Here is an 18,982-nt window from a genome sequence, read left to right as displayed (position 1 = left end):
GGGTGACATCGACGAAGACGGCCCTCGGGAGGGCAGTGGTTCGAGTTTCCGTATGAGCGTTGTGTGACGGGCGTCCCGTCCGGCCGGTCAGGCCCTGACGGCCGGCAGATCCGCGAAGTCACCCATTCGGGTGGATCACCTGCCGGACCCCTTCAGACTCACCCAAATGGGGTGGACTCTACCCACGTAGGCGCGGTCCTCCGCGCCATGGCACAAAGGAAGGAGACCTCCCTCATGCACGCACTCCAGCGAATGACCAGGGCGGCTCTGGCGATCGGCGCGGCCGCCACGCTGTTCACCGGCCTGTCCACCAGCGGCGCCCAGGCCGCCGAGGGCACGTTCTTCTACACGCGAGCGGACACCGGAAGGGAGACCTTCCTCGGCAGCACGCCGACCGGCGTCTGCCTGTCCGTGCCCGGCGGGGCGCGGCAGGCGACCAACGACACGGACACCGACGCCACCATGTACACGAACAGCAGCTGCACCTCGTTCGCCGGTTTCGTCGGATCCCGGCAATCGGAGGAGTTCTCCTCGCCCTTCCCGACCTTCGTCAAGTTCGGATAGCCCGGACAGCCGGGCGGCACCTTCCGGACGCCGCCCGGCCGGCTTCGCGCCGCTAACTCAGTGCGGCGACGGAGGAGTTGGCGGTGGAGAGCGACCAGCCGCTCGCGCCGGCGCCGCACCGGACGCTCGTGTCGGCGGTGCCGGACACGTTCGTGCCCGAATTGAACGCCGAATCGGCCAGGTTGGGCTGAACGTTCGTGACGTAGGAGTTTCCGCTGGACGAGTAGTACACGCACTGGTGGAGGTTCAGGTACGGCCCGGCCATGAGGTCGTACGCCCTGACCGACGAGTTGCCCGTGACCAGGGACCAGCCGCTGTTGCCCGCGCCGCACCTGAGGGTGGTGTCCGCGGTGCCGGAGACGTTGCTGCCCGTATTGAACGGCGTGTTGGGGGTGTTGGGCTGAACGTTGGAGTAGTACGAGCCGTTGCTGGTGTACAGGCACTGATGCAGGTTCAGGTACCGCCCGGCCGACAGGTCGAACGCCTTGACGGACGAATTACCGCTGACCAGGGACCAGCCGGCCGCTCCGGCGCCGCACCGGACGCTGGTGTCGGCCGTTCCGGAGGTGTTGGTGCCGGAGTTGAACGCGGAGTTGGCGAGGTTCGGCTCCACGTTCGTGAAGTACGAGCCGTTGCTGGTGTACACGCACTGATGCAGGTTGAGGTACCGGGGGAACTTCGCCGCTCTGGAGGGTGAAGTGGCGGCGGGAGCGGCGCTCGGGACGGTCAGGCCGAGGGTGGCGATGACGGCTGCTGCGACGACGGCGATCCTGGCGAGCTTGGGCATGGGGCCCCTTCGTGTCTCATGTCGCGCCAGTGGGTGGGATGCCTTCACGGTCGTGCTCGACGGCGGCCGGGGCCAGGGCTCGTACACGACTCCACGCGTGTGGGTGCCTCCACGTCCACGCGTTCGTGGGGGCGCGGCCGCGCTCGGTCAGATGGCGGGACGCTCCGGTTTCCGCCCCTTCACCGCCCACGCCCGCGCGGAAAGCCCGACCGATCCGTCCGCGCGCGTCGGCAGCGCCTCGCGGAGCGCGTCCCGCAGCCGGTCCCGCGCGGGCGGGGCCAGCGCGGCGACGTAGCCGGGGGCGGGGCCCTGTCCGGACAGGAACGGCTCCCACAGCTCGGCGAAACCGGCGAAGACGGTGGGCACCGTGATCGGGACGACCACCACGTCGGTCAGCCCCGCCTCAGTCCACAGCGCCCGCAGCGGTTCCGGGCGGCACACCCCGTACCGGCGCCGCTCGTCCAGCGCGAGGGCCGCCGGATCCAGGGCCACGGCGGTGTCCCAGAAGTGCCGCAGGAACGCCATGCCCTCGGCGTAGTCCCACACGTAGGCGGCGACCAGCCCGCCCGGCCGCACCGTCCTGGCGGCCTCGGCGACCGCGGCGCCCGGCGCCGGGAGGAAGTTCAGCACGAGCCCGCCGACCGCCATGTGGCAGACGCCGTCACGCACCGGCAGGGCCATCGCGTCGGCCACGGCGAAGCGGGCGGACGCGGGGCCGCCGGCACGGGCGGAGGCCACGAACCCGGCGGAACGATCCAGTCCCACCACGACGCGCGGGGCGCGGCGGGCGGCCACCTCGGCGGTCAGCGCGCCCGTACCGCAGCCGATATCCAGCCACCGCCGGCCGTCCTCACCGCCGAGCCACGCCACGAACTCCCGCGCCACCGGGCGGCTCCACCGGCCCATGTACCGCTCGTAGGCGTCCCCGGCCTGCCACACGTCGTACCGCCGCTTCTCCATGCCCACCACGATCCCCGATCGCCCTCACGGGAACCGGAACCCGCGCCGGTGAGACGTCCGGGAGCGGAGTACGGAGCGCGGCCCGTCGCCGGGCCCGCTCTCACCCCTCAGTGATCCCCGCCACCAGCTCGTCCGCCGCCGCGTAGGGATCCAGGTCGCCGCTCACGATCCGCTCGGCGAGCGCGTCCAGGCGCCGGTCGCCGTGGAGGTCGCCGATGCGTTCCCGCAGGGCCGTCACCGCGATGGTCTCCACCTCGCGCGCCGCGCGCGCCGCGCGCCGCTCCGCGAGGACGCCGTGCTCCTCCATCCACGCCCGGTGCTTCTCCAGGGCCTCGACGACCTCGTCCGTGCCCTCGCCCCGGGCGGCGACCGTCTTGACGATGGGAGGCCGCCAGTCGCCGGGGGCGCGGGCCTCGCCCAGGCCCAGCATGTGGTTGAGCTCGCGGGCGGTGGCGTCGGCGCCGTCGCGGTCGGCCTTGTTGACGACGTAGACGTCGCCGATCTCCAGGATCCCGGCCTTGGCCGCCTGGATGCCGTCGCCCATGCCGGGGGCCAGCAGCACCACGGACGTGTCGGCCTGGGAGGCGATCTCGACCTCGGACTGGCCGACACCGACGGTCTCCACCAGGACCACGTCGCAGCCCGCCGCGTCCAGGACGCGGATCGCCTGCGGGGCGGCCCAGGCCAGGCCGCCCAGGTGGCCGCGCGTGGCCATCGAGCGGATGTAGACACCGGGGTCGGAGGCGTGGTCGGACATCCGCACCCGGTCGCCCAGCAGGGCGCCGCCCGAGAAGGGCGAGGACGGGTCGACGGCCAGCACGCCGACCCGCTTGCCCATCCGCCGGTACGCGCTGACCAGCGCCGACGTGGACGTCGACTTGCCGACGCCCGGTGAGCCGGTCAGGCCCACGACGTACGCGCCGCCGGTCAGCGGGGCCAGTGCCGCCATCACCTCGCGCAGCTGCGGGGACGCCCCCTCCACCAGTGAGATCAGCCGGGCCACGGCACGCGGCCTGCCCGCCCGCGCCTGCTCGACCAGTGCGGGGACGTCCACCATGAGCTGCTCCGTTCCGAAGGGTTCCCGGCTGGTCAGCGGGTCAGTTGCCCGGGACCCGGATGATCAGCGCGTCGCCCTGACCGCCGCCGCCGCACAGCGCCGCCGCTCCCGTACCGCCGCCGCGCCGCTTGAGCTCCAGGGCGAGGTGGAGGACCGTACGGGCGCCGGACATGCCGATCGGGTGGCCGAGGGCGATGGCGCCGCCGTTGACGTTCACCTTCTCGGGGGAAATGCCGAGGTCCTTGATTGACTGGACCAGAACGGACGCGAACGCCTCGTTGATCTCGATGAGGTCGAGGTCCTCGACGCCCAGCCCGGCCTTGCCCAGCGCGTGCTTGATCGCGTTGGCCGGCTGGGAGTGGAGGGAGTTGTCGGGGCCGGCCACATTGCCGTGGGCGCCGATCTCGGCGATCCACGCCAGGCCCAGCTCCTCGGCCTTGGCCTTGCTCATCACGACCACGGCGGCGGCACCGTCGGAGATCTGCGAGGAGGTGCCCGGCGTGATCGTGCCGTCCTTGGCGAAGGACGGGCGGAGCTTGCCGAGGACCTCGACGGTGGTGTCGCCGCGGACGCCCTCGTCCTTGCTGAAGATCACCGGCTCGCCCTTGCGCTGCGGGATCTCCACGGGGGTGATCTCGGCGTCGAACAGGCCGTTCTTCTGGGCGGCGGCGGCGCGCTGGTGGGAGCGGGCGCCGATCTCGTCCTGCTCGGCGCGCCCGATGCCCAGGCGGGTGTTGTGCTTCTCGGTGGACTCGCCCATCGCGATGCCCTCGTAGGCGTCCGAGAGGCCGTCGTGGTGCATCGAGTCGATCATCTCGATCGAGCCGTACTTGTAGCCCTCGCGGGACTTGGGCAGCAGGTGCGGGGCGTTGGTCATGGACTCCATGCCGCCGGCCACCACGATCTCGAACTCGCCCGCGCGGATGAGCTGGTCGGCGAGGGCGATGGCGTCGAGGCCGGAGAGGCAGACCTTGTTGACCGTGAGGGCGGGCACGCTCATGGGGATGCCGCCCTTGACGGCCGCCTGGCGGGCGGGGATCTGCCCGGCGCCGGCCTGGAGCACCTGGCCCATGATCACGTACTGCACCTGGTCACCGCCGATGCCGGCCCGGTCGAGGGCGGCCTTGATGGCGACCCCGCCGAGGTCGGCGGCCGAGAAGGAGCGCAGCGAGCCGAGCAGCTTGCCCATGGGCGTACGGGCGCCCGCGACGATCACGGATGTGGTGCCGGTCGAACCGTTCGTACCAGACATGAGGCGCGGCCCCTTCGAGCGGAGAGGTTAACGATGGTTCCCGTCAATGTACTGAGCGGTAGGCGCGCGGTCATCGGGCGGAAGGTGTGATCGCGCGCACGTTGCGTAACCGTGCCGGCGAGCGGTGCACTGGTTCCATGCTGACGCGCATCGACCACATCGGGATCGCCTGCTTCGACCTCGACAGAACTGTCGAGTTCTACCGTGCCACTTATGGCTTCGAGGTGTTCCACACCGAGGTCAACGAGGAGCAGGGCGTACGGGAGGCCATGCTCAAGATCAATGAGACCTCGGACGGCGGCGCCTCCTATCTCCAGCTCCTGGAGCCGACGCGCGAGGACTCCGCGGTGGGCAAGTGGCTCGCCAAGAACGGCGAGGGCGTGCACCACATCGCGTTCGGTACGGCGGATGTCGACGGGGACGCCGACGCCATTCGTAGCAAGGGCGTACGCGTCCTCTACGACGAGCCGCGTACCGGATCCATGGGTTCCCGCATCACCTTCCTGCACCCCAAGGACTGCCACGGCGTACTGACCGAACTGGTCACCTCCGCACCCCCCGCGGAACAGGAGCACTGACCCGCACCTCGCCCTGCCCGGTAGAGTGCGGGTTCGGCCGGGCGCGCGAGGTGGGGGCCCGGGCCGGGCTGTACCGATGATCTGACACCATTTCTTCGGAAGGGCGGGCTCCGGGTTCCAACCGGTTACGCGGGACAGGGCCGGCCGCCAACGCGACCAGGGGACGGATGGGACCGCGCAGTGCGGGGCAACGACCGCTACGAGGCTGACGACCACCTCTCGCAATTCGAAGCCGAGATGGAGCGGCTGAAGAAGGAGCGGGAGAAGGCGGTCCAGCACGCCGACGACCTCGGCTACCAGGTCGAGGTGCTGCGCGCCAAGCTCCATGAGGCGCGCCGCAACCTCGCCCACCGTCCGGCATACGACACGGCCGATATCGGGTACCAGGCGGAGCAGTTGCTCCGTAATGCCCAGATTCAGGCCGAACAGCTGCGCACCGACGCCGAGCGCGAGCTGCGCGAGGCCCGGGCCCAGACGCAGCGGCTGCTCCAGGAGCACGCCGAGCGCCAGGCCCGGATGGAGGCGGAGCTCCACGCGGAGGCCGTCGCGCGCCGCCAGCGGCTGGACGAGGAGCTCAATGAGCGCCGCCAGACCGTCGAGTCGCACGTCAACGAGAACGTCGCCTGGGCCGAGCAGCTGCGGGCGCGTACGGAGTCCCAGGCGCGCCGCCTGCTGGAGGAGTCCCGGGCCGAGGCCGAGCAGGCCCTGGCCACGGCCCGCACGGAGGCCCAGCGGCTGACCGAGCAGGCCCGCGGGCGGCTCAGCGCGGCCGCCGAGGAGGCCCGCGCCGAGGCCGAGGCGCTGCTGCGCCGCGCCCGTACGGACGCGGAGCGGCTGCTGACGGCCGCCTCCGCGCAGGCGCAGGAGGCCACCGACCACGCCGAGCAGTTGCGCACCGTGACCAGCACGGAGTCCGACCAGGCGCGGGCGACCGCCGCCGAGCTGACGCGGACGGCCGAGGTGCGACTGCAGGAGGCCGACACGGCGCTGCGCGAGGCGCGCGCCGAGGCCGAGAAGCTGGTCACCGACGCCAAGGAGTCGGCGACGCGCCGGCTGACGTCGGCCGAGTCGGAGAACGAGCAGCGCGCCCGTACCGCCAAGGCCGAGATCGCCCGCCTGGTCGGCGAGGCCACCAAGGACGCCGAGGCCCTCAAGGCCGAGGCCGAGCAGCTGCGCGACGACGCACGGGCCGAGGCCGACCGGCTGCTGGCCGAGGCCGCCGACAAGGCCCGCAGCGCGGTCGCGGAGGACTCCGCGGCGCAGCTGGCGAAGGCTGCCCGGGCCGCCGAGGAAGTGCTGACCAAGGCGTCGGAGGACGCCCGGGCCACCACGAAGGCCGCCGCGGCCGAGGCCGAACGGATCCGCAGCGAGGCGGAGGCCGAGGCCGAGCGGCTGCGCGAGCAGGCCGCCGACACCGCCGAGCAGCTCAAGGGCGCGGCGAAGGACGACACCAAGGAGTACCGCGCCAAGACCGTCGAGCTCCAGGAGGAGGCCCGGCGGCTGCGCGGCGAGGCCGAGCAGCTGCGCGCGGACGCCGTCGCCGAGGGCGAGCGGCTGCGCGGCGAGGCGCGGCGCGAGGCGTTGCAGCAGATCGAGGAGGCGGCCAGCACCGCCGAGGAGCTGCTGGCCAAGGCCAAGGCCGACGCGGAGGAGACCCGCGCAGGCGCGAGCGCCGAGAGCGAGCGGGTCCGCGGTGAGGCCGCCGAGCGTGCGGCCACCCTGCGCAAGCAGGCCGAGGAGGCGCTGGCGAAGGCCCGCACCGAGGCCGAGGAGATGGGCGAGGAGGCCGAGAACCACGCCGAGCGCACGCGCACCGAGGCCGACGAGGCCGCCAAGCGGCTGCGCGAGGAGGCCGAGCGGGCCGCGGAGACGCGGCGCGCGGAGGCCGACGAGGAACTGACCCGCCTGCACACCGAGGCGGAGGCGCGCGTCGAGGCAGCCGAGGAGGCGCTGCGCGAGGCCCGTACGGAGGCCGAGCGGCTGCGCCGGGAGACGGCGGAGGAGACCGAGCGGCAGCGCACCGAGGCCGCGGAGCGTGTCCGTACGCTCCAGGCGCAGGCCGAGGAGGACGCCGAGCGGCTGCGCACGGAGGCCGCCGAGGAGGCGTCCGCCGCGCGGACCGAGGGCGAGAGCGTGGCCGCGCGGCTGCGCGGCGAGGCCGCCGCGGAGGCGGAGCGGCTGCGCACGGAGGCACAGGAGACCGCCGACCGGGTACGGGCCGAGGCGAACGCCGCCGCGGAGCGTACGGCCACCGAGGCCGCCGAGGCGCTGGCGGCCGCCCAGGAGGAGGCCGCCCGCCGCCGCCGTGAGGCCGAGGAGCTGCTGGGCGACGCCCGCACCGAGGCGCAGGCGGAGCGCGAGGCGGCGCGCGAGCAGAGCGAGGAGCTCCTCGCGTCGGCGCGCAAGCGGGTCGCGGAGGCGCAGGAGGAAGGCCGGCGCCTGGTCGAGGAGGCCGAGCAGCGCGCCGGGGAGCTGGTGTCCGCCGCCGAGCAGACCGCCCAGCAGGTGCGTGACGCCGTCGCCGGGCTGCACGAGCAGGCCGAGGAGGAGATCGCCGGGCTGCGTTCGGCCGCCGAGCACAATGCGGAGCGGACGGTCACCGACGCGCAGGTAGAGGCGGACCGGGTCCGTGCCGACGCCTACACCGAGCGGGAGCGGGCCGGCGAGGAGGCGGCCCGTACGCGCGCCGAGGCGCAGGCCGCGTCCGAGGCGGCCACGTCGCTCGCCGAGCGCACGGTCGCGGAGGCGATCGAGGAGGGCCGGCGTCTGGAGGCGGAGGCCGCCCGCGCGCTGGACGAGGCCCGCGAGGCCGCGAACGCCCGCCGCACCGAGGCGGCCGCCCAGGCCGACGAGCTGCTCGCCGAGGCCATGGCCGAGGCCGAGAAGCTGCTGGCCGAGGCCGCCGCGACGGTGGAGAGCGCCCAGCAGGACGCGGCCCGTACCGCCGATTCGGCGCGCGCGCAGGCCGACGCCCGCCGGGCGGAGGCCGCCGAGCAGGCCGAGCGGACGCGCGCGGACGCCGGCGCGGAGGCGGAGCGGCTGCGGGCCGAAGGGGCCACCGCCCTGGAGACCGCGCAGCACGAGGCCGCCCGCATGATGGACGAGGCCCGCGAGGCCGCGAACGCCCGTCGTACGGAGGCCGCCGAGCAGGCCGACACGCTCGTCGCGGAGGCCACGGCCGAGGCGGAGCGAATGGCCGCCGAGGCGGCGGAGGCGCTCAGTTCGGCGCAGGAGAACGCCAACAGCACGCGGGCGGACTCCGCGAAGCTCAAGGCCGACGCCGTCATGGAGGCGGAGCGGCTCGTCGCCGAGGCGCGCGCCGAGGGCGAGCGGACGGTGGACGAGGCCCGCGATGCCGGGGCCCAGCGCCTGAACGAGGCCGCCGAGAAGGCCGACGCGCTCGTCGCCAAGGCCCAGGAGGAGGCCCTGCGGGCCGCCGCGGCCGCCGAGGAGCAGGCCGACACCATGGTGGGCGCCGCCCGCCGGGAGGCCGAGCGCATCGTCATGGAGGCCACGGGCGAGGGCAACGCCCTGGTGGAGCAGGCCCGTACGGACGCCAACACGCTGCTCGCCGAGGCGCGCGGCGACGCGACCGCCATAAGGGAGCGGGCGGACGAGCTGCGCGCCCGCGTCGAGGGCGAGGTCGAGGAGCTGCACGACCGGGCGCGCCGGGAGGCCGCCGAGGCCATGCAGTCGGCGGGCGAGCGCTGCGACAAGCTGGTGGCCGCCGCGACCGAACAGCTGGCGGAGGCCGAGGAGAAGGCGAAGACGCTCGTCTCCGACGCCGGCAACGAGGCGAGCAAGGTCCGTCTCGCCGCCGTCCGCAAGGCCGAGGGGCTGCTCAAGGAGGCCGAGCAGAAGAAGGCCGCCGTCATCCGCGAGTCGCAGGCGCTGCTGAAGGACGCCGAGGAGCAGAAGACAGCCGCCGTACGCGAGGCGGAGCGCCTGCGCACCGAGGGTGCGGAGGAGGCCAAGCGCCTTGTCGAGGAGGGGAAGCGGGAGCTGGCGGCGCTGGTGCGGCGCCGCGAGGACATCAATGCCGAGATTTCCCGTGTCCAGGACGTGTTGGAAGCGTTGGAATCATTTGAAACCCCGGGGGCAGGAAGCGCCAAAGAGGGCGGGGTGAAGGCAGCAGCGGGTGCGGGTGCAACTCGATCGGGTGGCAAGCAGTCCCAGAAGTAGCCACTCGTACGAGGGGACATTCTCCAGATCTGCCAACCATCTACTCGATGACACGCCGCTCGCACCCCTAGGATTCCCTCTATCACCTCACCGGTCTCTTATGACAGGAACCCCATGAGCGACACTTCCTCCCCCTTCGGCTTCGAGCTCGTGCGGCGTGGATACGACCGCGGCCAGGTGGACGACCGTATTACCAAGCTCGTCGCCGACCGTGACAGCGCACTGGCTCGAATCACCTCTCTGGAAAAGCGCATCGAGGAGCTCCACCTCGAAACGCAGAATGCTCAGGCCCAGGTCAACGACGCGGAGCCGTCCTACGCGGGGCTGGGAGCACGGGTCGAGAAGATCCTTCGGCTGGCCGAGGAAGAGGCCAAGGATCTGCGTGAGGAGGCCCGGCGCGCGGCCGAACAGCACCGGGAACTGGCCGAGTCGGCCGCCCAGCAGGTGCGCAACGACGCGGAGTCGTTCGCCGCCGACCGCAAGGCGAAGGCGGAGGACGAGGGCGCCCGGATCGTCGAGAAGGCGAAGGGCGACGCCGCCACCCTGCGTGCCGAGGCGCAGAAGGACGCGCAGTCCAAGCGCGAGGAGGCGGACGCCCTCTTCGAGGAGACCCGCGCCAAGGCCGCCCAGGCCGCCGCCGACTTCGAGACCAACCTCGCCAAGCGCCGTGAGCAGTCCGAGCGCGACCTGGCGTCCCGTCAGGCGAAGGCCGAGAAGCGCCTCGCGGAGATCGAGCACCGGGCCGAGCAGCTGCGCCTGGAGGCCGAGAAGCTGCGGACGGACGCCGAGCGCCGGGCCCGCCAGACGGTGGAGACCGCGCAGCGCCAAGCCGAGGACATCGTGGCCGACGCGAACGCCAAGGCGGACCGGATCCGCAGCGAGTCCGAGCGCGAGCTGGCGGCGCTGACCAACCGCCGCGACTCCATCAACGCCCAGCTGACCAACGTCCGCGAGATGCTGGCCACGCTGACCGGCGCGGCCGTGGCCGCGGCCGGCGCCCCCGGTGACGACGAGCCGATCTCCCGCGGCGTCCCGGCCCAGCAGAGCCGCTGACCCTCCCGCACCACCCCTTTGCGCACCACCCTTTACGCACCCCCGTACGCCGACGCCCCGAGTGCCGCCCGACCGGCACCGGGGCGTCGGCGTCTCCTCGTGCCCCGTCATCCCCGCCGTCCCCGCCGTCTCCGTCCCCGTCCCCGTCCCCGTCCCCGTCATCCGGATGGCCGCCTACCGCTGGCGGAGCGGGCGGTACCCCCTTAGCGTGGCCGAATGATCGAGCTCCAGGGCCTGACCAAGCACTACGGCGACAAGCTCGCCGTGGACGGTCTCACCTGCACGGTCCGGCCCGGGATCGTCACGGGCTTCCTGGGTCCCAACGGCGCGGGCAAGTCCACGACGATGCGGATGATGCTCGACCTCGACCGGCCCACCGCCGGCACGGTCCTCATCGACGGCAAGCACTACCGTCAGCTGAGGGACCCGCTGCGGGCCGTGGGGGCGCTCCTGGACGCCAAGGCGATGCACGGCGGCCGCAGCGCCTACAACCACCTGCTGTGCCTGGCCCAGAGCAATGGCCTCCCGCGGTCCCGGGTGGGGGAGGTCCTGGACACGGTCGGGCTGACGTCGGTGGCCAAAAAGCGCTCCAAGGGCTTCTCGATGGGCATGGGGCAGCGGCTCGGCATCGCGGGCGCGCTGCTGGGCGACCCCCGGATCCTGATGTTCGACGAGCCGGTCAACGGACTGGACCCCGAGGGCATCCACTGGATCCGCAATCTCATGAAGAACCTGGCCTCCGAGGGGCGCACCGTCTTCGTCTCCTCGCACCTGATGAGCGAGATGGCGCTGACCGCCGACCACTTGGTGGTCATCGGCCAGGGCCGGCTGCTCGCGGACACCTCGATGGCCGGCTTCATCGCGCAGAACTCCCGCTCGTACGTACGGCTGCGCTCGCCCGACCACGAACGGCTGCTGGACGCGCTGTCGACGACCGGGGTCACGGCGGTCACGGGCGTGGACGGCACGCTGGAGGTGGACGGCACGGGGGCGGCGGAGCTGGGTGAGCTGGCGGCGCGGCACGGGATCGTCCTGCATGAGCTGAGCCCCCAGCGGGCGTCGCTGGAAGAGGCGTTCATGCAGCTCACCGCCGAGTCGGTGGAGTACCACGCGCACAGCGGGACCGGGCCGCGGCCGGATTCCGGGCCGGTTGCGGATTCCCGGCCGGTGCCGGGGCAGCCGCCGGGTGCCGGGGGCTGGGGCGCCGACTGGCGCAAGAAGGGATCCTGACGATGGCGGTGACGACCCAGGTCCTCCGGTCGGAATGGACAAAGATCAAATCCGTCCGCTCCACGGTCTGGACGCTCGGTATCGCCGTGGTGGTGACGATCGCGCTGGGCGCTCTGATCAGCGCTTTCACCAAAAGCAACTTCGATGAGTTGTCCGCGCGGGAGAGGATCACTTTCGATCCGACCTTCACGAGTTTCGCGGGTATGGAACTCGGCCAGCTCGCAATGATCGTTTTCGGTGTTCTGGTCGTTTCCAACGAATACAGCACCGGAATGATCCGCACTTCCCTGGCCGCGGTTCCGCAGCGCGGCATTCTCCTCTTCTGCAAGCTCGCCGTCGCGACACTGCTTGTGCTGGTCATCGGCATGATCACCAGCTTTGCGGCGTTCTTCGTGGGCCAGGCGATGCTCGGCCACCACAAGGCGTCCATCGGTGACCCGGGTGTGCTGCGGGCGGTGATCGGCGGCGGGCTCTACATGACGCTGATCGCGGTCTTCTCGATGGGCGTCGCGACGATGCTGCGCAGCCCGATGCTGTCCCTGGGCATCCTGATGCCGTTCTTCTTCATCATCTCCAGCATCCTGGGCGCCGTCTCCGCCACGAAGAAGGTCGGCCAGTACCTTCCCGACCAGGCGGGCCACAAAATCATGCAGGTCGTGACGGCGGACGACGACGCACCGTACGGGCCGTGGGGCGGTTTCGCGATCATGGCGGCGTGGACGGTGGCGGCGCTGATCGGGGCGTACGTGCTGCTGAAGCGGCGCGACGCGTAGCCCCTCCGGGGTGGGGTGGGGGTTCGGGCCTCGGCCCGAGGCCGGTGGGGGTCGGCAGGTCCCGCAGGGCGGTCGGCCCAGGACCACGCGCCGCCTGCGCACGTCGGACGACAAGAGCCGCGCTGGACCACCGGAAGGACCGGCCTGTGACGGATCGCAGTCTTGAGGCACTCGGGCTCGACGGGGCGCCCGCCGAGTTTCCGCTGACCTATCCCGGCCGGCCGGTCACCGAGCCCGCGCTCCTCGCGGGTGACGAGCTGCTGCCGCTGCGGGTACGAGACGGCCGGCTCGGCACCTGGGGCGTCGTGACGGCGATGGACGACCCCGCGCCGGACGGCGGACCGGACGGCGGACCGGACGCGGCTCCCTCCCACGAACCCGGGCTCGACACGGTCCTGGACCGCCTCGGCCGGCCCCGCACGGGGCAACGGCACCCCGTCATCGCCGTCGGCTCCAACGCCTCGCCCGCCCAGCTCCACCACAAGTTCACCCGGCGCGGCCTCCCCACCGCCGCGCCCATGGTGCCGGTGCGGGTGCGCGGTGTCGGGGTCGGCTGCTCGGGGCACATCGGTCTGCACGGCTACGTCGCCGCCGCGCCGTACCATGCCCCGGACGCCGAGCTCACCCTGGTGATCAGCTGGCTGGATACCGCCCAGCTGGCCGCCGTCGACACCACCGAGCTCAACTATCTGCGGGTGCTCCTGCCCGGCGACGCCTTCCCCATGACCATGCCGTCCGGGGAGCGGCTGGGCGGCGCCTACCTCTACGTGAGCGTGCACGGCGTCCTCATCGATCGGCACAGCGGCCGGCCGCTGCCCGGCGGCGGCGACCAGTGGGCCCTGCTCGGCCGGCTGCTCGCCGCCTCGCCCGACCTGCGCGGTCTCCTGGGCCCCGACCCGGCCAGCTGGGTGGCGCGGGCCCGGGCGGACGAGGCGGTACGGGCGGAGGGCAAACGGATCTTCCGCAGCCAGGGACTGCTGCTGACGGGCAGCGGCCTGCCGGCCCCGGAGGAGACCGGCACACCGGCGCGCCGCTACGACGACCTGCCCCCGCTCTCCCCCGGAGCACCGTAATCCGGACACGCCGGAACCGTCAGTCTCTCGTTATGCTCCTAACCCTTACGGGGGCGTATGCCCCGAGGAGCTCGTGAAGGGCGGAGCATGATCGAGGCAGTCGGCCTGACGAAGCGCTACGGCGCCAAGACGGCCGTGCACAATCTGTCGTTCCAGGTGCGGCCGGGGGCCGTCACCGGCTTTCTGGGCCCGAACGGGTCCGGCAAGTCCACGACGATGCGCATGATCCTTGGCCTGGACATGCCCACCTCCGGTCACGTCACGATCGGCGGCCACCCCTTCCGCAAGCTTCCCAACGCGCCCCGCCAGGTCGGCGCCCTCCTCGACGCCAAGGCCGTGCACGGCGGTCGCAGCGCCCGCCTGCACCTGCTCTCGCTCGCCCAGCTCGCCGGCATCCCGGCCCGCCGGGTCGACGAGGTGCTCGGCGTCGTGGGCCTGCAGCAGGTGGCGAAGCGGCGTTCCAACGGCTTCTCGCTCGGCATGGGTCAGCGCCTGGGCATCGCGGCCGCCCTCCTCGGCGACCCGCAGGTCCTCCTCTTCGACGAGCCGGTCAACGGCCTCGACCCCGAGGGCATCCTGTGGGTGCGCAACCTCATGAAGCAGCTCGCCGCCGAGGGCCGTACCGTCTTCGTCTCCTCGCACCTGATGAGCGAGATGGCGCTGACCGCCGACCACCTGATCGTGATCGGCCGGGGTCAGCTGCTCGCCGACATGAGCGTGAAGGACTTCATCTCCGCGAACTCGGCGGACTTCGCGCGCGTCCGCACCTCCGACGAGCCCGGCGGCCGCGACAAGCTCACGGCCGCGCTCGTCGAGGCCGGCGGCCAGGTGCTCTCCGAGCCGGACGGCGCCCTGCGCGTCACGGGCGTGCCGCTCCCCCGCATCAGCGATGTCGCGCACGACGCGGACATCCGCCTCTGGGAGCTCTCCCCGCACCAGGCGTCCCTGGAGGAGGCCTACATGCGGATGACGCAGGGCGCGGTCGACTACCGCTCCACCGCCGACCAGCGCGCCGGCCTCCAGCCGGCCGGGCCGTACGGCTACGGGCCCGGGGCCCCCGCCCCGCAGGGCTGGGGCCAGCAGCCCCCGGCCAACCCCTACCCCGTACTCCCGGGCGAGCAGCCCAACCCGTACGCGCAGCCGCAGCCCCCGGCCCCGATGCCGATGCCGATGCCGATGCCGATGCCGATGCCGCAGGCGATGCCTCAGCCGCCCGCCGCGGCCCCGCAGGCACCCCAGGCCGCTCCCGTACCGGCCGAGCCGAGCGACGCGCCCGCCCCCACGACGGCACCCGCCCCCGCCGACCTGACCAAGCGTGACAGCGAGGACGCCCGATGACCGCCCCCCAGCACCCCCAGCCGACCGCGCCTCCGCCGTTCGCGCCGCAGGCTCCCGGCTATGCGCAGCAGCCCGCCCCGGGCCAGTGGACCGGCGGCCCCGGCGGTTACGTCTCGCCGATCCCGGTCCGCAAGGCCACTCTCGCCGACGCGCTGACCGCCGAGTGGACCAAGATCCGGTCGGTCCGGTCGACGATCTGGACGCTCGGCGTCATGCTCGTCCTCATCCTCGGCATCGGCTTCCTGGCCGCCGCCCTGGTGAACACCGCCGACGGCGACCTGGGCTCGGGCGCCTCCCCGCTGACCTTCGGCTTCTTCGGCGTGCTGCTGGGCGTCATCTGCGTGATCACCCTCGGCGTGCTGACGATCTCCTCGGAGTACGGCACCGGCCTGATCCGTACGACCCTCACCGCGTGCCCCGACCGCGCCCGCGTGCTGACCGCCAAGGCGACCGTCTTCTTCCTGCTGACCTTCGTGCTCACCCTGGTGTCCACGACGCTGGTGGCGCTGCTCGACTCCGCCCTGCTGAGCGATCAGGCGGACGCCGACCTCACCGGCGAGATGTGGTTCAAGGCGACGGTCGGCATCAGCCTGTTCGTCGGGGCGATGGGCCTGATCGCACTCGCCATGGGCACCCTGCTGCGGCACTCCGCCGGGGCGATCACGGTCATGCTGGGCCTGGTGCTGCTGCCGCTGGTCGTGGCGATGTTCATGTTCTCGTCGAGCCTGAGCGACGTGCGCGAGGCGCTCTTCCAGTACTCGATCCCCAATCAGCTCGCGGTCTTCTACGAGACCGGGAACTCCCACGGCTCGGCGGCCGAGAACGGGCCGGCCGGCTGGGAGCCGCTGTGGATCGTCCTGGGTCTCGCGGTCGCGGCGATGGCGGGCGCGTACGCGTCGCTGCTCAAGCGCGACGCGTAGGGGCTCCGCCCTGGGGTTGACGACGTCTGTCAGTACCTCGGTGCGTTACGGGACCGCTGGAGCCGCGCGCTCCGGCGGTCCTTCGCGTTCCAGCATGCCTTGTGCCAGTGCCGCCGGTCCTCCACGCCGCCGCCGTACTGCGGCCAGGCGACCAGGTGCGGGACCCCCGGCGGGATCTCCTGGTCGCAGCCGGGGCAGCGGTAGTGCTTCGCGGCCGCGCCGCCGCCGACGGTGCGCACGGCCCACTCCTCCCCCTGCCAGCTCTCCGTGTGCTCCAGCCCGTAACGGTGGAACCCGCCCTCGCGCGGGTCGTCGGCCGGTGGCTTGTCGGGACCGCCTCGCGGGCGGTTTCGGCGCGGGGACACGGGGCACCTCGGAGGTCTGGGGAGCTACGGGCCGTGACCAGGTTACGCGTCACCGTCACCGTCCCGGGCGGCCCTCCCCCGGCCGCAACCCTCCTGCTCTCCGATCATCATGAAAACTTAACGCCGGGCCGTGCCCATGGCACGTGTCAGACGTTATTTCGGGTGGGGGGATGCCGCGTCGGTCGCTAGGAGGAGTAAGAGCGATGCGCGTTGGAGCATTCGTCCTGGCCGCACAGTTCCCCGGCCAAGGGCACGGGGAAGCACTGCACCGGGCCGTCCGGTCGGCGGAGATCGCCGAGGAGTCCGGTCTGGACGCCGTCTGGCTGGCCGAGCACCACTTCGTGCCGTACGGCGTCTGCCCGTCCGCGGTGACGCTGGCCGCCCTGCTGCTGGGGCGCACCCGCCGCATTCACGTCGGTACGGCGGTGAGCGTCCTGCCCACGGTGCACCCCGTCGCGCTGGGCGAGCAGACGGCGCTGCTGCACCTGGTCTCGGAGGGCAGGTTCACCCTCGGGGTGGGCCGCGGCGGGCCGTGGGTGGACCTGGAAGTGTTCGGCTCCGGCCTCGACGCTTACGAAGAGGGGTTCCCCGAGTCCCTCGAACTGCTGATGCGCTGGCTGCGCGAGCCCCGCGTGGGCGCGGCCGGCCCGCGCTTCCGCTTCCGCGAGGTGCCGGTCGTACCGCGCCCGGACGACCTGGAGGATCGTTCCGCCCCGCCGGTGATCGTCGCCTGCACCTCGCCCGCGAGCGTACGGCTGGCGGCCGGGCACGGGCTGCCGATGCTGCTCGGGATGCACAGCGGGGACGAGGAGAAGGCGGAGATGGTCGGCCTGTGGCGCAAGTGCGCGCTGGAAGCGGGCCGTTCGCCCGAGGAGGTCGCGGCGGCCGGCCATGTGTCGGCCGGCGTCGCGCAGGTCGGGGACCGGCGCCAGGAGGCCGCGGAGACACTGACCAAGGCCATGCCCGGCTGGCTGCACCAGGGGCTCTCGGCGCATGTGACGGTCGATGGCCGGATCCGTCGGATGCGCGACCCGCTGGAGTACACACAGCTGTTGTGCGACCTCCATCCGGTGGGCCCCCCGCGGCTGTGCGTGGACCGGCTCGCGGCCACGGCCGAGCGTACGGGCATCACTCGGTTCGCCCTCCTGACCGAGGGCTCCGGCGACCTGGCCGCCACCGAGGACAATCTCCGCCGGCTGGGCACCGAAGTGCTCCCGCTGCTCGCCTGACGCCTCCCCGGCCTCCTCCGGCTCCGCGCGCACGCCGCCCGTGCGCCGTCGACCGCCGCCGGCGACGCTGCCGCCCCTGCACCAGCACCTCCCGCGTGTGGAGCGGCAGCACGGATGCCTAGCAGTCCCGGAACTCCGGGGACTGGTTCAGCAGCTGGCCGCGGATCGAGGTGAAGCGGGCGAGACGGTCGTCGGCCGACGGGTCGAGCGGGAAGACCGCCACCCGATGGCAGTTCTGGAACGCCAGGCGCACACCGAAATGCCGCTCCAGCGCCCCGCGGATCGCATTGCTCGCCAGGGCGCGCAGGAGTTGCCCCCGGGCCTGCTCGTCCGGGGGAGGCGTCTGGTTGTCGGCGAACTCGCCACCGTCGATCTTGAGCCGGGCCACCAGGGAGCTGATCATCTCCCACGCGTACGGCAGGGAGGTCCGGACGCAGTCGACGAATTCCGCTTCGTCGACCTCGCCTCGCTCGGCCTGTCCAAGGAGGGCCGGTGAGACGTCGAGCGACATGAGTTCTCCTCTCGCGACCCCGCGAGCGGGGTCTCAGGGATGGGCGAGCGGACGACGACGCCCTGTGCCCGTACGACGGCCGCCCGCCTCAACGGTAATTCGGCCACTGCGGGGGCACCAGGAGACTGCACCAAGTACCAGCCACCCGCTGAGCGGGGAAATGGGTGAGAATCGCGCTCGACGGCCGGTCTCGAGTAGCGTTGCCCACCATGCGTCTCGTCATTGCCCGTTGCTCCGTGGACTACGCGGGCCGGCTCACTGCCCACCTTCCCTCCGCCCCCCGGCTGATCCTCGTGAAGGCGGACGGCAGCGTCTCCATCCACGCGGACGACCGTGCCTACAAACCCCTCAACTGGATGTCCCCTCCTTGCACGCTCAAGGAGGGCGACGGCTCGGTGTGGACGGTGGTCAACAAGGCGGGCGAGAAGCTGATCATCACGATGGAGGAAGTCCTGCACGACTCCTCGCACGAGCTGGGCGTCGATCCGGGGCTCATCAAGGACGGCGTGGAAGCACACCTCCAAGAGCTCCTCGCGGACCGCATCGAGACGCTCGGTGAGGGTTATACCCTGATTCGCCGCGAGTACCCCACGGCCATCGGCCCGGTCGACATCCTCTGCCGGGACGCGGACGGCGCCACGGTGGCGGTCGAGCTCAAGCGCCGCGGCGACATCGACGGCGTCGAGCAGCTCACGCGCTACCTGGAGCTCCTCAACCGCGACCCGCACCTGGCACCGGTGCGCGGCGTCTTCGCGGCCCAGGAGATCAAGCCGCAGGCGCGCGTCCTCGCGACGGACCGCGGCATCGGCTGCGTCGTCCTGGACTACAACGCGATGCGCGGCATCGAGGACGACAAACTGCGGCTGTTCTGACGACAAGCTGCGGCTGTTCTGAGGCTCCACGGGGCCCGTACGGGCTGTGTCGGGTGACACGGCCTGTGCGGGCCCTCGGTGTCTTCGTGGAGCGGCCAAGGCCTGTCCGGTGGATCACGTGAGCGGGCGGCTGCGGGCCGTGTCGTGCGCACCCCCGCTGCGCGGTGGTGTCCTCAAACTCCCCCAGCTACCGCTGGGGGTGCCCCCAACGGGCTGAAGGGGGCTGAGCCCAGCGAAA

Annotated in this window: 17 protein-coding genes; 11 read left to right on the top strand and 6 right to left on the bottom strand. The window is 72.4% G+C overall.

Annotated elements, in window-relative coordinates; all coding sequences use genetic code 11:
- The first annotated feature begins 234 nt into the window (after positions 1-234).
- The gene (locus J7E86_RS12390) at positions 235-564 is read left to right on the top strand and encodes a hypothetical protein (RefSeq protein WP_215081663.1); all 330 of its coding nucleotides are present in this window, start codon (positions 235-237) and stop codon (positions 562-564) included.
- 52 nt (positions 565-616) lie between these two features.
- On the opposite strand, the gene J7E86_RS12385 is transcribed toward J7E86_RS12390, so the two are convergent.
- The 4 genes from J7E86_RS12385 to J7E86_RS12370 all read right to left on the bottom strand — a co-directional run bounded on the left by J7E86_RS12385 (position 617) and on the right by J7E86_RS12370 (position 4,584).
- The gene (locus tag J7E86_RS12385; RefSeq protein WP_215081662.1) at positions 617-1,351 is read right to left on the bottom strand and encodes a hypothetical protein; all 735 of its coding nucleotides are present in this window, start codon (positions 1,349-1,351) and stop codon (positions 617-619) included.
- A gap of 147 nt (positions 1,352-1,498) precedes the next feature.
- Positions 1,499-2,311, bottom strand: coding sequence for a class I SAM-dependent methyltransferase (locus J7E86_RS12380; protein ID WP_215081661.1), 813 nt, complete (start codon positions 2,309-2,311; stop codon positions 1,499-1,501).
- Between the two features lie 100 nt (positions 2,312-2,411).
- Complete coding sequence (gene meaB, locus J7E86_RS12375; protein ID WP_215081660.1) at positions 2,412-3,368, bottom strand: methylmalonyl Co-A mutase-associated GTPase MeaB; 957 nt, start codon at positions 3,366-3,368, stop codon at positions 2,412-2,414.
- A gap of 40 nt (positions 3,369-3,408) precedes the next feature.
- Positions 3,409-4,584, bottom strand: coding sequence for an acetyl-CoA C-acetyltransferase (locus J7E86_RS12370; RefSeq protein WP_215081679.1), 1,176 nt, complete (start codon positions 4,582-4,584; stop codon positions 3,409-3,411).
- Positions 4,585-4,757: 173 nt separating this feature from the next.
- On the opposite strand from J7E86_RS12370, the gene mce reads away from it, so the two are divergent.
- The 8 genes from mce (at position 4,758) to J7E86_RS12330 (ending at position 15,767) form a co-directional block, all read left to right on the top strand.
- The gene (mce, locus tag J7E86_RS12365; protein WP_215081659.1) at positions 4,758-5,198 is read left to right on the top strand and encodes a methylmalonyl-CoA epimerase; all 441 of its coding nucleotides are present in this window, start codon (positions 4,758-4,760) and stop codon (positions 5,196-5,198) included.
- A gap of 180 nt (positions 5,199-5,378) precedes the next feature.
- Positions 5,379-9,380 (top strand): polarized growth protein Scy, encoded by a 4,002-nt coding sequence (gene scy / locus J7E86_RS12360; protein WP_215081658.1) that lies wholly within the window; start codon positions 5,379-5,381, stop codon positions 9,378-9,380.
- 114 nt (positions 9,381-9,494) lie between these two features.
- Positions 9,495-10,433: a cellulose-binding protein gene (locus J7E86_RS12355; protein WP_215081657.1), complete on the top strand. Its 939-nt coding sequence runs from the start codon at positions 9,495-9,497 to the stop codon at positions 10,431-10,433.
- A gap of 216 nt (positions 10,434-10,649) precedes the next feature.
- Positions 10,650-11,663, top strand: coding sequence for an ABC transporter ATP-binding protein (locus J7E86_RS12350; RefSeq protein ID WP_215081656.1), 1,014 nt, complete (start codon positions 10,650-10,652; stop codon positions 11,661-11,663).
- 2 nt (positions 11,664-11,665) lie between these two features.
- Positions 11,666-12,436 carry an ABC transporter permease gene (locus tag J7E86_RS12345; RefSeq protein WP_215081655.1) on the top strand — a complete coding sequence of 257 codons (771 nt, stop codon included), beginning with the start codon at positions 11,666-11,668 and terminating at the stop codon, positions 12,434-12,436.
- Positions 12,437-12,582: 146 nt separating this feature from the next.
- Complete coding sequence (locus tag J7E86_RS12340; RefSeq protein WP_215081654.1) at positions 12,583-13,509, top strand: hypothetical protein; 927 nt, start codon at positions 12,583-12,585, stop codon at positions 13,507-13,509.
- A gap of 87 nt (positions 13,510-13,596) precedes the next feature.
- Positions 13,597-14,847 carry an ABC transporter ATP-binding protein gene (locus J7E86_RS12335; protein WP_215081653.1) on the top strand — a complete coding sequence of 417 codons (1,251 nt, stop codon included), beginning with the start codon at positions 13,597-13,599 and terminating at the stop codon, positions 14,845-14,847.
- Complete coding sequence (locus J7E86_RS12330; RefSeq protein WP_215081652.1) at positions 14,844-15,767, top strand: ABC transporter permease subunit; 924 nt, start codon at positions 14,844-14,846, stop codon at positions 15,765-15,767. Before J7E86_RS12335 ends, J7E86_RS12330 begins: the two co-directional genes overlap by 4 nt.
- Positions 15,768-15,796: 29 nt before the next feature.
- Here J7E86_RS12330 and J7E86_RS12325 read toward each other — a convergent pair whose 3' ends face one another.
- Positions 15,797-16,132, bottom strand: coding sequence for an ATP/GTP-binding protein (locus tag J7E86_RS12325; RefSeq protein ID WP_215081651.1), 336 nt, complete (start codon positions 16,130-16,132; stop codon positions 15,797-15,799).
- Between the two features lie 203 nt (positions 16,133-16,335).
- Between J7E86_RS12325 and J7E86_RS12320 the strand changes: the two genes are divergently transcribed.
- A complete protein-coding gene (locus J7E86_RS12320) occupies positions 16,336-17,361 on the top strand; it encodes an LLM class flavin-dependent oxidoreductase (protein WP_215081650.1) in 1,026 nt (341 codons plus the stop codon).
- 118 nt (positions 17,362-17,479) lie between these two features.
- Here the strand turns inward: J7E86_RS12320 and J7E86_RS12315 are convergent, their stop codons facing one another.
- The gene (locus J7E86_RS12315; RefSeq protein WP_215081649.1) at positions 17,480-17,872 is read right to left on the bottom strand and encodes an SCO5389 family protein; all 393 of its coding nucleotides are present in this window, start codon (positions 17,870-17,872) and stop codon (positions 17,480-17,482) included.
- A 209-nt stretch (positions 17,873-18,081) separates the two neighbouring features.
- Here J7E86_RS12315 and nucS point away from each other — a divergent pair, with 209 nt between their 5' ends.
- Positions 18,082-18,744 carry an endonuclease NucS gene (nucS, locus tag J7E86_RS12310; protein ID WP_215081648.1) on the top strand — a complete coding sequence of 221 codons (663 nt, stop codon included), beginning with the start codon at positions 18,082-18,084 and terminating at the stop codon, positions 18,742-18,744.
- Positions 18,745-18,982 lie beyond the last annotated feature (238 nt).

Origin of the sequence: Streptomyces sp. ISL-11, from assembly GCF_018614525.1 — a bacterium.
Classification (GTDB): Bacteria; Actinomycetota; Actinomycetes; order Streptomycetales; family Streptomycetaceae; genus Streptomyces.
Note: the sequence above shows the minus strand (reverse complement) of the source record. Positions and strands in the feature narration are given on the sequence as shown.